Below are 14,211 nucleotides of genomic sequence, written 5' to 3' on the forward strand. Positions count from 1 at the left end.
TTTGCAAAGATTTGAGAGGTTGTTTTCGGTGAGTACAAATAAACATGGCAAACAAAAACGGCATTTTGGAATTTGGGTGTTGTTGTTTGGGTTGTTGGTGATTGCTGCCGCTTTATTTGGCGGCTACCATTACTTTAATTCAACACGAACCCCAGCTCTTCCAAGAGAAGTCAAGCTGACGGCAGTTGGTGATTCATTGACTCAGGGAGTTGGGGACCCAACCGGTAAAGGGGGATATACCCATCTGATTGCCAAAAAAGTGAATCACAAAAATCCCAACGTCAAAATGTCCATGGTCAACTATGGTATTTCTGGTGAGACAACCAATCAGATTAACTATCGGGTGGTTCACTCCAAACGACTGCAGCACAGTTTACGAACTGCAAATGTCATCACCATCACGACTGGCGGCAATGATCTATTGAAGTTTTTAAAGGCTAACGTGATGAGTACCAATCAAAAGACCTTGAATCAACGGTCATTGAAGTATGCCGTGAACTACCAGAGTCGGGTAACCCGTTTATTTAGAAATATTCGTCATTTGAATCGTCAGGCACCCATTTTTGTATTTGGAATCTACAACCCGGTCTACGTTTATTTCCCTCAAGTGGCTTATATTAACGAAACGGTGGCCAAAACCAATCAAATAACCAATCAGGTGATTCACCAGCAACACGGAATGTACTTTGTTTCCATTAACAAACAATTAACGGATGGGCAATTTAAGACGGTTCACTCACGAAAAGTGCTTAAGAAAAAGGCCACTGACAGTCTTACCCAAGGCAGTAACCATTCCGCCGCTGACATTGATCGGTTACTTGACGGCCAGTCTTCACAATCAAATAAATATTTATCAAATAACGACCATTTTCACCCGAATTTAACCGGCTACAAAATTATGACCAATTTGCTGTACAAACAAATGGCTCAACACATTACCTGGATAAAGGAGTAATCTTTAATGAGAAACGCAAGCAATGAAAATCGACGTCGCAATCCATGGAAGATTGCTTTTATTTCACTAATTGGCCTTTTGGTTCTTTTAGTGGCAGGGATGCTACTGGCAGTTTCGTTATCTTCGTCTGCCAGTAATACCGTGGATAAGCAGTCAACAAATTCTTCCCAACCAATCTCTGCAACCATTAACAAAGCCCAGTTGAATCAGTTATCCAACTACTATTTGGACAGAGTTCAAAAGGGCAGTACAACCAAATACCACTTTGAGGTTGCCGATGAAGGAATTGTTTATGGCTCCATTGAACTGTTGGGTTCCAAAGTCGACTATTCATTGACCTTCGATCCCAAAGTCATGTCCAACGGTAACATTGAACTTCATGCCAATAAGCTGGCCTTGGGGAAATTTCCAGTACCGATCAGTTTTGTGTTAATGTATGTTAAGCAAAATTATAAGCTGCCAAAATGGGTTCAATTGATTCCCAAAGAAAAGACGATTAAACTCGATATTATTCATATGAATGGTGACAAAGGTATCAATTATCGTGCTCGGACGATTAGCATGAAGGGGCAGGGTAAATTTGCCTTTGATATCCTATTGCCGCAAGCAGATAAGGAGAATTAGCATGCACAAAACGTTTTATCAATTTTTAATGACCAAACGAAACCCCGGAAGCAGTGATCCCGAGGCGGAGTTTGCCAACAATGCATTTTATGATCAATCATTCCCCAAACAGGAAGATGAATTTGATACAATATCACAATATTTAGAAGAAAATGCTTCATACCTGCCCACCATGGAAATCTTTGATTCGGTGTGGAAGGAATATCAAGAAAGCTTTTAGGAAGTGACATAATGGCAGTAACAATTCAGTGGTTCCCAGGGCATATGGCCAAAGCAATCCGTCAATTCGAGGAAAACCTTTCTTTAGTTGACGTTGTTTTTGAAGTGATTGACGCCAGAATCCCGCTGAGCTCACAAAATCCGGAAATTAAACGGATTAGTGCTCAAAAACCACATCTTTTTATCATGACAAAACGTGATTTGGCTGATCCCAACGTGACCAATCAATGGTTAAAATATTTTTCTGAACATCACCAGCCGGCGATTGCGATTGACGCCAAGACAAAATTTGGCGTTAATAACGTGATTTCGGTGATCTCACCTTTATTACGTGAGAAAATTCAGCGTGAACTTGATAAGGGCATGAAAAAGCGGCCGATTCGAGCCATCAGTGTTGGTGTGCCGAATGTCGGCAAGTCGACCGTCTTAAATCGTTTGGTTAACCGTCGGGCAGCTCAAGTCGGCAATCGTCCTGGAGTGACTAAGGGACAACAGTGGCTTAAATCAAGTGACAAGCTTGAATTGCTGGACACTCCCGGAATTCTCTGGCCAAAGTTTGCCAGCCAGGAAGTCGCCAATAAATTGGCATTGACCGGTGCCATCAAGGAGAGCGTTTTTGCCAGTGATGATATCGCCTTATTTGGGCTCAAACAATTTAGACAAATCAACCCCGAGGGACTTAAGAATCGCTATCATTTAACCGATGACGATTTTAAATTGTCCGATGTTGACCTCTTGTTGGAGATCACTAAGAAGGTCGGCATGCGAGACGATTACGAACGCGGGTCAAACCGAATTATTCAAGATTTCAGATCCGGAAAAATTGGGCGATTCACACTTGATGATCCCGAGATGGTGACAGGCAATGACGAAACTCACGATTAAAGACGTTAAACAGTTATTGGAGAGTATTAATACCCTCGACGATCCGCACTTACTGAGTTTGAAAGACGATCCAAGAAAGGGCGTTCAAGCGGCTCTCAATACAGCTGCCCATCGAATCAACAAGCATCAGCAAGCCGTAGCCGAATTTGAGCACCGGTTAAAATATGAGCGCTCATTTTGGCATAAAGGGATGCAATATGTTGCTGGGGTTGATGAAGTTGGCCGCGGCCCACTGGCTGGTCCGGTGGTTTCGGCTGCCGTCATCCTCCCTCATGATTTTGATTTAATTGAGGTCAATGATTCCAAACAATTGACACCGACGTTAAGGGCGAAGCTGGCTCCTAAAATCAAAGCCGAAGCCTTAAGTATTGGCATTGGGCTGGTGGATAATTTAGGGATTGATCAACTCAATATTTATCAGGCAACCAGAGTGGCGATGAAGCAGGCTGTTGAACAGCTTGATCCACAACCCGATGAAATTATTGTCGATGCGATGCAGATTCCGGTGCCCATTCGGCAAACCCGGTTGATTAAAGGGGATGCGAAAAGTATTAGCGTTTCTGCGGCCAGCATTGTCGCCAAAGTTTACCGGGACCATTTGATGGATGAGTATGCCAAACAATATCCGCAGTATGATTTTCCGCACAATGCGGGTTACGGCACGGCCAAACATTTGGCAGCTTTGAAAGAATATGGTCCAACGCCCATTCATCGAATGACTTTTGCCCCAGTTGAAAAATTTAGTAAAAAATAAATATTTTGTCGTATATACTCTTAAAAGGATGAAGATAATGCTTTTAAGAGATTTTTTGTTAAGAATCCATTTATGTAAAGGAATCGGGATTGTCGGTAAAGCGCGGGTGTACATTTGGCTGAAGCACCTTGACTGGGTGGACACACGGCTCCCAACGCCGGACTATCTTGCGGCCATCGCCCAATTGAATCGGCGTAATGCCGCGGTTTTTGAAAAAAGTTATCAGCAGTTGATGCAAAACGACCAGTTGGTATCGGATCTTCTAGAAGATGAGCACTGGATTAGTATTTTCGATCCAGAATACCCACTCCAGCTTAGAGAGGCCTACGCACCGCCATTGGTGTTATTTTATCGGGGAAACTTGGAGCTACTGGAGCGGCCACTGCTGGGGATTGTTGGCGCCCGAGATTGCACTTCATACTCCGTTGAAATATTGAAACATTTGATTCCTGGCAGAGTTTCCAATACAATGACTATTGTATCGGGCCTTGCAAAAGGTGTCGACACACTTGCTCACCAATGTGCAATTGCCAACAACGGCAGGACAATTGGTGTGATTGGCACGGGAATGGATATTTCCTATCCATATTCCAATCAGCAGTTACAAACTACCATTTCAAAGAATCATCTGTTAATCAGTGAATATCCAAATCATACCAAGGGGTTTCGAAGCCACTTTCCTGAACGGAACCGAATTATTGCCGGTCTGGTGCAAAGCGTCTTGGTAACCGAAGCTAAAAAGCATTCGGGAAGTTTGATTACTGCCAACCTGGCACTTCAAAACAACCGGAATGTCTTGGCGGTTCCCGGATCTATCTCAGCACCGCTTTCCGTTGGTACCAATGAGCTAATCGCTGCTGGGGCCAAGCCGGTCATGCAGGATTTGGATATATTGGAAGAGTACAATTTAGGTCCGATATAAAACGACATTGGTTGACACTTCAAAATTCCTGCAATATGATGTGGTAGATTTGTAATAAAAATTCCTACAATAATATAATTAAAAATAAGCAGTTTTGAGGGGAGAAAATATGGCAACTTCTACAACAACGAAACCAAGAGCCAGAAAAGCAGCCAAAACAAAAACAACTAAAACCAAAAGCAAGACAAAACGCAAATCACCAAAGAAAAATTTAGTCATTGTGGAGTCTCCTGCTAAAGCCAAGACCATTGAAAAATATCTCGGCCGATCATATAAAGTGGTTGCCAGCAAGGGACATGTTCGTGATTTACCCAAGAGTAAAATGGGTGTCGATATTGATCATGATTATGAACCGCACTACATTTCAATCCGTGGTAAAGGTGACACGATTAAAGAATTGCGATCAGCCGCTAAAAAAGCCAAGAAAGTATATCTGGCAGCCGATCCCGATCGTGAAGGGGAATCCATTGCCTGGCATTTACAACACATTCTCGATTTAGATCCGAATGAGGACAATCGGGTTGTCTTCAATGAAATTACCAAAGATGCTGTCAAGGAATCCTTCAAGCATCCCCGTAACATTGATATGAATTTGGTTGACGCCCAACAAGCCCGCCGAATTTTAGACCGATTAGTCGGATATTCAATTTCGCCATTATTATGGCAAAAAGTTAAGAAAGGCCTCAGTGCCGGCCGGGTTCAGTCAATTGCATTATGGTTGATTATTCAGCGTGAAAAAGCCATTAAAGACTTTACACCTGAAGAGTACTGGTCAATTGATTCTGAATTTAAAAAGGGCCGCAGTAAATTCAAGGCAGCCTTTTATGGATTAAACGGCAAGAAGAAGGATCTTCCCAACAACGACGCTGTTCAAGATATCTTGAAGCAGTTGGATCCCAAAGGTGATTTTGACATTACCAAAGTCACTCGTCGTGAACGGAAGCGTCAGCCACAACCACCATTTACAACCAGTACGATGCAGCAGGAAGCCAACCGGAAGCTTAATTATCGGACTCGAAAGACGATGATGGCAGCTCAACAGCTCTATGAAGGAATTAATATTGGCAAAGAGGGTAGTCAGGGATTGATTACCTATATGCGTACCGATTCAACTCGAATCTCTGTTATTGCCAAGCATGAAGCTTCCAAGTTTCTGCATGAAAAGTACGGTGCTGAATATGCAGCTACCAAGCCGATTAAGGGTAAACTTCCCGAAGGTGCTCAGGATGCCCATGAGGCTATTCGACCAACATCTGTTTTCCGGACGCCAGCCAGCGTTAAGAAATATTTGACTAGAGACCAGTTCAGACTTTACCAAATGGTTTGGTCAAGATTTGTTGCCAGTCAAATGACACCGGCACTCATGGATACGATGGCTGTGACCATCGAACAAAATAACGTGACTTTTAAAGCCAACGGTTCAAAGATGAAGTTTGATGGTTTCTTAAAAGTTTATGGTGACAGTAAAGAAAAAGATAATCTGTTGCCTGACTTGGAAACCGGCGACGTTGTCAAGTTGGTTAAAAATAATCCGGATCAACATTTCACCCAGCCACCTGCACGATACAGTGAAGCTACTTTGATCAAAGCGCTGGAAGAAAAAGGGGTTGGCCGGCCATCAACATATTCGCCAACCATCGATACGATTCAACGACGCTACTACGTTAAGGAAGTTGGCCGAAGATTTGAGCCAACCGAATTAGGTGAAATCGTCAATAAGATTATCGTTGAGTATTTCCCTGATGTTGTTAACATTGACTTTACTGCCAATTTGGAAGGCAAACTTGATAAAGTTGAAGAAGGTAAAGAGAACTGGATCAAGTTAGTTGATACATTCTACAAGCCGTTTTCAAATGAGGTTGAGTCAGCAACCAAGAATATGGAAAAGGTCCAGATCAAAGATGAACCGGCAGGAATCAACTGTGAAATCTGTGGGGCCCCAATGGTCGTCAAGATGGGCCGTTATGGTAAGTTCTACGCTTGTTCACGATTCCCAGATTGTCGAAATACGAAGGCAATTGTCAAAGAAATCGGTGTGATTTGCCCAGTCTGTCATAAGGGTCAGGTCATTCAACGGAAATCAAGAAAGAACCGGATTTTCTACGGCTGTTCAAGATATCCGGACTGTGACTTCGTTTCATGGGACAAACCAATCGGAAGAGACTGTCCAAAAGATGGTCATTATCTGGTTGAAAAACGGGTAAAAGGCGGCACTCAAGTCGTTTGTCCAAATGGCGATTACGAGGAACCTGCACAAAAGTAAATGCCTATCAAATACTAAAATAACCAAATAAATAAGCTAACGATTACAGGCATGTGATCGTTAGCTTTTTTTGTTTTCCAATAATCGTCCGTTATCTTTAGGAATGGCAGCTTCAATATTGAATTTTGATTTGGTGGTCATTTATTCCACTTATTAAAAAAGGGTGTAAAATCGAATTGATAGAAGAATTTGGGGAGGTTTTACAATGTTTTCATCAAAACACAGTAGTTGTACCACAATCCTAGTCGGTAAAAAGGCTAGCTATGACGGTTCAACCATTATTGCCAGAAATGAGGATGCAGGGGATGCAATTAATCCTAAGAAATTTGTGGTTGTTGAACCTGAAGATCAGCCACGTGAGTATCATGCAAAATTAACGAAATTTACGGTTAAGTTACCAGACAATCCTTTAAGATATACCTCAGTACCCGATGCAGTCGCTGACAAGGGCGTTTGGGGCGAGGCTGGTATAAATTCCCACAACGTCGCCATGAGTGCCACAGAGACGATTACAACCAATGCTCGGGTGATGGGTGCCGATCCATTTGAAAAGGACGGCCTCGGTGAAGAAGACTTATTAACAATTACTTTGCCATACATCAATTCAGCTCGAGAAGGTGTTCAACGAGTTGGCAAGCTGCTTGAAAAATACGGAACCTATGAATCAAACGGTATTTTGTTCTCAGATGTGAATGAAATTTGGTACATGGAAACTGCCGGCGGCCACCACTGGGTTGCCCAACGGATTCCTGACGACGCCTATGTGATTGCGCCAAACCAAACCGGTATTCAAGAAATCGACTTTGATGATCCGGATAGTTTTATGTACTCAAAGGACTTACGCAAGTTTGCCCAAGAGCATCATTTAAACCCAACCAGTCATTTTAACTTCCGAAAGATCTTTGGATCAGATACCCAGCTCGACCATCGTTACAACACACCGCGAGCTTGGTATGGACAACGTTATTTCGATCCGGAATCAGTTAAAGACAAGACACCGATGAGTAATGATCTGCCATTTATCTGCCACGCAAACCGGAAGATTACCCTTGAGGATATCAAGTTTGTTTTGGGTTCACACTACCAGGATACGCCTTACGATCCATTCGCTCCTGGTGTCGATTATAAGACGGTTCCTTACCGGCCAATCGGGATCAACCGAAATCAAGAGTTATCAATTTTACAGTTGCGTCCAGGTCTCCCATCCACATATTCCGCCATTCAATGGTTGGCCTTTGGCTCCAATCCATTTAACACGCTGACACCATTCTATACAAATGTTGTCAACACACCGGACTGCTACCGTGACACAACCGGTACCTTTGACAGCCATAATGCATACTGGGCAAATCGAATGATTTCACTGATTGCTGCCAACCATTATCAAGAAGTCATGCAGGATGTTGAAGATTATCAGCTAAAAGAAATGGCTTATGCCCATGAACGTGTCAACAAGATCGATTCCATGATGGCCGATAAAGAAGCCTCAGGTTCGCACGTTGTCAGAGCGCTTGGACAAGCAAATGCCCGGACAGCCGATCATATTATGACGGCTACCGAGGCATTGCTTACCACGTTGGTTATCAAGACAAGTCAAGATGTTCCGGGATCATTTAATCGTGAACATTATTAATCCAAAATTATTTAATCAAGATTGAAAAAGACGCTTCACAAAACAATTCGTTTTGTGAAGCGCCTTTTCGTTGACATTAGTAATCATGATCGACAACTAAAGATTCATATCTTGAATAAAATTAATGGGTGAAAGGTCAGTTGAATTGGTGATCAAGTCACTGATTAGACTGTTGTAGGCGTCTAATCCGGTTTTGGCATTCTTGAAGTTAACTTTTGTCAGGTAGTCGCCAAGCTCAATGCTTGATAGACCGGCAATTGAAGCATCAGCTTTTTTCACTGCTTGCTGGAATTGAACCCGCAAATCTGCGCGAGTGTTGTTTAATTTTGGCCCAAATTTGACATAGTGGGGATCTACCAGAACTCCAGCCAACTTGTATGTCCAGTATGCCTGGTTGAGAGAATAGCTTCCAGAAGCGTTTTGGTAAGTCTTGGGGGTGTCGTTGGCACCGGCATAGAATGGCACGAAACTGCTTTGGGCGCCAACACCCATTGACAACCACTGAATGTCTGCGGCAGCAGTTGGCATATTTGGCCGAATTTGCAGGATATGGGCCTCTTGAGTCTTGGCTAGACTAATTGGCCGGAAGAGGTGCTTATCGTGCTCAGAGCCCTCACCAATGGGGTCGTATGGCGTTCCTTGGTAATGGGAGCTCAAAAAGTCTTGAACATCAAAGATACTTAGCTTTCGGTTGGCACGATTGATGAAAGGCATTTCTTGGCTGGTTGGCTCGTATTCATCGTCAGGTGAAAACATCTTCAGTCCATACCAAACCCGAGGGGTGTTGTAATAGGTATCTGATAAATCAGCGGTCCCAAATACCTTTCGGAAGTTAAATACTTCTTTGGAAGGGTACAAGTTATCATCAAGATGATTATCGGCCACAAATTGACGGATATTAGTGGACCACATGAAGTTGTCGCGATCATCAAAATCAACTTCTTGAATGGCGCTTTGGTTGGCAATCACGGCGTAACTGTCGTCTGGAATTCGTTGGGCCACCCAATTATGGCCGGCACCGGTTTCCATATACCAGGCTTCATCTTTGTCGGCAAATAAAATTCCGTTGGATTCGCTTGTTCCATAATATTCAACAATTTGGCCCAAGCGTTGGACGCCTTCACGAGCAGTTTTGACGTACGGGAGAACAACGGTTATCATTGCTTCTTCACCAATGCCATCCTTGACGAGGGGATCGGCACCCAGAGCCAATTTATTGGTGTAGGTACTTTCAGTCGCACTCATTGCAACGCCGTATTCGTTAAAGCCGTTTTCCTCGAACAGGCCGAATTTGTCGGTCCATTCAGGCGTTCCGGAGTATTTAAATCGAACTTTGGGTAATGGCATCTTAAAGCCGTTGTCTTTTGAAGTAAATGTCTGGTCTTCATCAAATTCTTTGTGTTCATGAATGACATAGTTTTTTGGCCATGAGGATTTGCTGTCTTCGTTTCTGGCAATCATAATTGACCCATCGATGCTGGCTTTCTTACCAACGATCATACTGGTACATGCAGAAAAGTTCTTGTAAGGTATCATGTTTTTAAAGTCTCCTATTCATTGAAGAATATTACTTCAGTCATTGTATCATTTTTTGTGATAAACCGGTTACAGGATATTTAAGGGACAATGATTAATTGCAGGACAAAAAAATTTAAGGTATACTTTTTGCATCAAAAACAAATGGAGGAACTTATCATGCCAATCGTAGATATTCATTTAATTGCCGGCCGTTCACAAGATCAATTGAAGGGTTTGGTTGAAGACGTTACAGCAGCCGTCGTTAAAAATACCGGTGCTCCAGCAGAACACGTTCACGTTATTTTGAGTGAAATGGAAAAGAACCGTTACAGTGTTGGCGGTGTTTTAAAGAGCGACGAAAAATAATCGATCAAAATTAAACAGTCCACAATATGAGTCCACAATTTCATGATTGTGGGCCTTTTTTGTGGCTTATAGGTCCGGTTGGATAAAGAAATTTCTTTTACTTTTATAAAGTTTGACTGAAGGTTGGTTTGCCAATCAATAATATTGTATACTTAACAAAGACAAAAGGCGTTTAAACGCACGAATAATAAGAATGGAGACCTTTACATGAATGATCAGCAATACATAATGTCCATTGATGAAGGGACAACAAGTACTCGGGCAATCTTGTTTAATAATGATGGGGATATCGTCGGCAAAGCCCAACGTGAATTCCATCAGTATTTTCCTAAATCCGGTTGGGTTGAACATGATGCCAACGAGATTTGGAATGCCGTTCAATCTGTGATTTCAGAGGCGTTGATTAACGCTGACGTCCAACCATATAAGGTCCGGGGAATCGGTGTGACCAATCAGCGGGAAACCACTGTGATCTGGGATAAAAATACCGGCCAGCCAATTTATCACGCAATTGTTTGGCAGTCAAAACAGACTGCTGCTTTGGCCGATCAACTGACTGCCGATGGCTATGATGATATGATCCACGAAAAGACTGGCTTGATCATTGATTCGTATTTTTCAGCAACCAAGATCAAGTGGATTTTGGATAATGTTTCCGGTGCCCGTGAGAAAGCTGATAATGGCGACCTTTTATTTGGAACCATTGACACTTGGATTCTTTGGAAGCTCACCGGCGGCAAGGTTCACGCCACCGATTACACAAATGCCAGCCGGACGATGTTATTCAACATTCATTCGCTGACATGGGACAAAGATATTTTGAAGTTGTTGAATATTCCGGAAAGCATGTTGCCAGAAGTCCATTCGTCTTCAGAGATTTACGGATACACATCAGGTTATTCGTTCTCTGGTGTTCAGGTTCCAATTGCCGGAATTGCCGGTGACCAGCAGGCAGCCTTGTTTGGCCAGATGGCGTTACAGCGTGGGATGATCAAGAATACTTACGGAACCGGTGCCTTTATTGTGATGAATACCGGTGAAAAACCAACGCTTTCCAATCGTGGTCTATTGACGACCATTGCTTATGGCATTAACGGCAAGGTTAACTACGCCCTTGAAGGAAGTATTTTTGTGGCTGGTTCAGCCATCCAATGGCTTCGTGACGGTATGGAAATGGTTAAATCATCGCCGGATTCTGAACAAATGGCAATTGATGCCAAAACCACGGATGGCGTATATGTTGTCCCAGCGTTTACCGGATTGGGTGCCCCATATTGGGACCAAAGCGCTCGGGGCGCCGTGTTTGGCTTAACTCGAGGAACAACCAAAAATCAGTTTGTTCGGGCAACGTTGGAATCATTAGCCTATCAAACCAGAGATGTTGTTGACACGATGGCAGCCGAAACCGGGATTGATTTGAAATCGTTGGCTGTTGACGGCGGTGCCGCTAACAACAACTATTTGATGCAATTCCAAGCAGATATTTTGGGAACCCCAATTCATCGGGCATCAATTTCAGAAACAACTGCATTGGGGGCTGCTTACTTGGCAGGCTTGGCAGTTGGATTCTGGGACTCAATTGAAGAAATTAGACGAACCGTTAAGTCGCGGGATGATTTTGAGCCTCACATGGATGAAAAGACTCGCAGTCAATTATATTCGGGATGGCAAAGCGCTGTTAAAGCAACCATTCAGTATCATCCAAACGAAGATTAATAAAATCAAAAAAAGCGATTGGACGTTTGTCCAGTCGCTTTTATCATGCTTTATTGGCCGACCGCAATATCCATGTGGTCTTGTAAGTAGTTGGCGACACCATCTTCATCATTTGTAAAATCGGTGACATCGTCAGCCAAATCTTTAATTCGATCAATTGCGTTTTTCATTGCAACGCCGGTTCCGGCATATTGCATCATGGTCAGGTCGTTTCCTTCATCCCCAAAGGCAATGATATCCTTTTGCAGGATCCCGTAATAGTCCGCCAAGAATTTCAAACCGGTGGATTTGTGAATTCCTTTGGTCGCAATTTCCACGATTGGATGGGGGCCACCCCAAGGAGAAACTTCAACTTGATCACCAAACTGGGTTTGAACAAAGTCAATCAGTCCGGCTTTAAGCTCTGGTTCCACTTGGACCGTGATACTGATTGGGTTTTCTTTTAAGCTTTGACAACTCAAAACCTGATTGGTTTTAAGAGTACTTGGGAAAAAGCCGAATCCGCTGTTTAAGCCTCGGTTGGCGAGAAACATGTTGCGTCCTTCAACGGCAATCAATGAAAGCCCAAGCGGCTTGCTCTTTTCCAGTAGTTCAGTGACAATTTCCTTATTAATGGTGTACTGGTATTCACGATCCCAGGCTTGGTGTGGTAAAATGCCAAGGTTGCCATTGAAATTAATCATGGGTGTTTTTAAGTGTAATTCATCATAGTAATTTTCAGAAAGCCGGTTAGGACGGCCGGTTACGATACTGACTATGTAACCTTGCTTTTCGGCGGCATGAATCGTCGCAATTGTTTTGGCACTGATTTGGGTGTCGTTGTTTAATGTTGTTCCGTCCAAATCAAGGGCGATTAGTTTTTTAGTAATTATGATCACTCCTTACTAACATATCCATTCATACTATCTGAAAAGTCATATTACGTCAATTATTAGAACCCAAAAGGGAGAATAGAATGAAATTACCAACTGATTTTGTGAATAAATATCAAAAATTAATGGGCAAGGATGAAGCCGAAAAATTTATCAAGAGTTTTGATCAGCCGACAACTCCAGGATTTCGAATCAATCCATTGAAAGCCAGTCAGCCGACTGATTTAGACCTCAGCCAGCCAACCGAGCACTGCCAGTTTGGCTATCACGGGCAAGTCAGCGGGAAGACTGTCGATCATCAAAGTGGAGCGGTATATAGCCAAGAACCCAGTGCGATGTACGTTGGCGAAGTTGCCCATCCAAATTTAAACGAGAAAGTGCTTGATTTGTGTGCTGCTCCCGGTGGGAAAACGACCCATCTTGGCAGCTACTTACAAAACACTGGGTTATTGATCGCCAACGAAATTGACGCCAAGCGTGCCAAGGCGTTGGTGGAAAATGTCGAGCGGTTTGGGATGACCAACACGATTGTCACCAACACCAATCCGGATCGGATGGCTGCTCAACTGCCGGAATTTTTTGACCGAATTTTGGTTGATGCTCCTTGTTCAGGTGAAGGGATGTTCAGAAAAGATCCTGACGCCATTCAATACTGGAGTCTGGATTATCCGGTAGAGTGTGCAACCCGTCAAAGAACCATTTTGGATCAAGCTGTCAAAAACTTAAAGCCTGGTGGCGAGCTCATTTATTCAACCTGTACGTTTGCTCCGGAAGAAGATGAACAGATCATTGCCTGGCTGGTTGACAAGTACGGCTTTGAAATCCAACCAATCAAAAAGTATCCTGGAATGGATAACGGAAAACCTCAATGGGCTAACGACGACCAGGATTTGACCAAATGTGTCCGAATCTTTCCCCATCATTTTAACGGTGAGGGCCACTTCATTGCCAAGTTGAAAAAGCCGGAAAGTACTGATGATGTTAAGGCACCGAAACGTTTCCGTGGAATTAGTAAGAATATTGAGATGCCTTCCAAAGAGCAAAATCAGTTGTTCAATGAGTTTGCTAAAGCAACATTAAAACAACCCAACTTTAAAAAATTAGTGGTCTTTAAAGCTAATCTGTATGCTGTTCCTGAAGAAACGCCTAATTTATCGGGGGTTAAGATTTCCCGATTGGGTCTGGAGATTGGTGAATTCAAGAAGAATCGATTTGAACCCAGTTATGCGTTGGCGCTTGCTTTGCATCCCGATCAGGTCATCCGAAAAATAACAATTGATGACGACGATTGGAAAAAGTACGTTCACGGAGATACTTTTAAAGTGGATCCAAAGCTGCAGAAAGGCTGGTATCTGTTGATCTGTAAACAGCAGCCAGTTGGATTCGTCAAGGTGGTTAATGGTACCGCCAAGAATTTCTTTCCGAAGGGTTTACGATTTGCAGTTTAAAAAAGAAGACTCAAACAACGGCAGATACCTTTGTTT

At 43.1% G+C, this 14,211-nt stretch carries 13 protein-coding genes; 11 read left to right on the forward strand and 2 right to left on the reverse strand.

All coding sequences use genetic code 11. From position 1 onward, the window contains the following. Positions 1–28: 28 nt before the first annotated feature. From DNL43_RS09645 to DNL43_RS09680, 8 genes are all read left to right on the forward strand, one after another. Positions 29–955, forward strand: coding sequence for a GDSL-type esterase/lipase family protein (locus DNL43_RS09645; RefSeq protein WP_057962367.1), 927 nt, complete (start codon positions 29–31; stop codon positions 953–955). Between the two features lie 6 nt (positions 956–961). Then, the gene (locus DNL43_RS09650; RefSeq protein ID WP_109249021.1) at positions 962–1,579 is read left to right on the forward strand and encodes a YpmS family protein; all 618 of its coding nucleotides are present in this window, start codon (positions 962–964) and stop codon (positions 1,577–1,579) included. Between the two features lies 1 nt (position 1,580). Beyond that, on the forward strand, positions 1,581–1,799 hold the full coding sequence (locus tag DNL43_RS09655) for a YozE family protein (RefSeq protein WP_057962366.1): 219 nt from the start codon (positions 1,581–1,583) through the stop codon (positions 1,797–1,799). Positions 1,800–1,810: 11 nt separating this feature from the next. Further along, positions 1,811–2,683 carry a ribosome biogenesis GTPase YlqF gene (gene ylqF, locus DNL43_RS09660; protein ID WP_057962365.1) on the forward strand — a complete coding sequence of 291 codons (873 nt, stop codon included), beginning with the start codon at positions 1,811–1,813 and terminating at the stop codon, positions 2,681–2,683. Next, positions 2,664–3,437, forward strand: a complete 774-nt coding sequence (locus DNL43_RS09665; protein ID WP_057962364.1) for a ribonuclease HII — start codon at positions 2,664–2,666, stop codon at positions 3,435–3,437. Before ylqF ends, DNL43_RS09665 begins: the two co-directional genes overlap by 20 nt. 37 nt (positions 3,438–3,474) lie before the next feature. Beyond that, the gene (gene dprA / locus DNL43_RS09670) at positions 3,475–4,359 is read left to right on the forward strand and encodes a DNA-processing protein DprA (RefSeq protein WP_156645067.1); all 885 of its coding nucleotides are present in this window, start codon (positions 3,475–3,477) and stop codon (positions 4,357–4,359) included. A gap of 109 nt (positions 4,360–4,468) precedes the next feature. Then, positions 4,469–6,622, forward strand: a complete 2,154-nt coding sequence (gene topA / locus DNL43_RS09675; protein ID WP_095344834.1) for a type I DNA topoisomerase — start codon at positions 4,469–4,471, stop codon at positions 6,620–6,622. A gap of 205 nt (positions 6,623–6,827) precedes the next feature. Next, complete coding sequence (locus DNL43_RS09680; protein WP_054768882.1) at positions 6,828–8,255, forward strand: C69 family dipeptidase; 1,428 nt, start codon at positions 6,828–6,830, stop codon at positions 8,253–8,255. Between the two features lie 96 nt (positions 8,256–8,351). On the opposite strand, the gene DNL43_RS09685 is transcribed toward DNL43_RS09680, so the two are convergent. Beyond that, the gene (locus DNL43_RS09685) at positions 8,352–9,791 is read right to left on the reverse strand and encodes a C69 family dipeptidase (protein WP_057962361.1); all 1,440 of its coding nucleotides are present in this window, start codon (positions 9,789–9,791) and stop codon (positions 8,352–8,354) included. Between the two features lie 159 nt (positions 9,792–9,950). Here DNL43_RS09685 and DNL43_RS09690 point away from each other — a divergent pair, with 159 nt between their 5' ends. Together DNL43_RS09690 and glpK are read left to right on the forward strand one after the other, a co-directional pair. Beyond that, positions 9,951–10,139, forward strand: a complete 189-nt coding sequence (locus tag DNL43_RS09690; RefSeq protein ID WP_013727873.1) for a 2-hydroxymuconate tautomerase — start codon at positions 9,951–9,953, stop codon at positions 10,137–10,139. Between the two features lie 207 nt (positions 10,140–10,346). After that, complete coding sequence (glpK, locus tag DNL43_RS09695; protein ID WP_057962360.1) at positions 10,347–11,855, forward strand: glycerol kinase GlpK; 1,509 nt, start codon at positions 10,347–10,349, stop codon at positions 11,853–11,855. 50 nt (positions 11,856–11,905) lie between these two features. Here glpK and DNL43_RS09700 read toward each other — a convergent pair whose 3' ends face one another. Further along, entirely contained in the window at positions 11,906–12,733 is an 828-nt protein-coding gene (locus tag DNL43_RS09700) for a Cof-type HAD-IIB family hydrolase (RefSeq protein ID WP_054768880.1), read from the reverse strand. A 77-nt stretch (positions 12,734–12,810) separates the two neighbouring features. Here DNL43_RS09700 and DNL43_RS09705 point away from each other — a divergent pair, with 77 nt between their 5' ends. Then, positions 12,811–14,175: an RsmB/NOP family class I SAM-dependent RNA methyltransferase gene (locus tag DNL43_RS09705; RefSeq protein WP_057962359.1), complete on the forward strand. Its 1,365-nt coding sequence runs from the start codon at positions 12,811–12,813 to the stop codon at positions 14,173–14,175. Positions 14,176–14,211 lie beyond the last annotated feature (36 nt).

This window comes from Lentilactobacillus kefiri, assembly GCF_009739535.1.
GTDB lineage: Bacteria > Bacillota > Bacilli > Lactobacillales > Lactobacillaceae > Lentilactobacillus > Lentilactobacillus kefiri.

Bases quoted from the DNA above. Each gene is read 5' to 3' on its own strand.
- dprA (WP_156645067.1), top strand. From the start codon at position 3,475: ATGCTTTTAAGAGATTTTTTGTTAAGAATCCATTTATGTAAAGGAATC.
- DNL43_RS09665 (WP_057962364.1), top strand. From the start codon at position 2,664: ATGACGAAACTCACGATTAAAGACGTTAAACAGTTATTGGAGAGTATT.
- topA (WP_095344834.1), top strand. From the start codon at position 4,469: ATGGCAACTTCTACAACAACGAAACCAAGAGCCAGAAAAGCAGCCAAA.
- DNL43_RS09650 (WP_109249021.1), top strand. From the start codon at position 962: ATGAGAAACGCAAGCAATGAAAATCGACGTCGCAATCCATGGAAGATT.
- DNL43_RS09690 (WP_013727873.1), top strand. From the start codon at position 9,951: ATGCCAATCGTAGATATTCATTTAATTGCCGGCCGTTCACAAGATCAA.
- ylqF (WP_057962365.1), top strand. From the start codon at position 1,811: ATGGCAGTAACAATTCAGTGGTTCCCAGGGCATATGGCCAAAGCAATC.
- DNL43_RS09685 (WP_057962361.1), bottom strand. From the start codon at position 9,791: ATGATACCTTACAAGAACTTTTCTGCATGTACCAGTATGATCGTTGGT.
- glpK (WP_057962360.1), top strand. From the start codon at position 10,347: ATGAATGATCAGCAATACATAATGTCCATTGATGAAGGGACAACAAGT.
- DNL43_RS09680 (WP_054768882.1), top strand. From the start codon at position 6,828: ATGTTTTCATCAAAACACAGTAGTTGTACCACAATCCTAGTCGGTAAA.
- DNL43_RS09705 (WP_057962359.1), top strand. From the start codon at position 12,811: ATGAAATTACCAACTGATTTTGTGAATAAATATCAAAAATTAATGGGC.
- DNL43_RS09655 (WP_057962366.1), top strand. From the start codon at position 1,581: ATGCACAAAACGTTTTATCAATTTTTAATGACCAAACGAAACCCCGGA.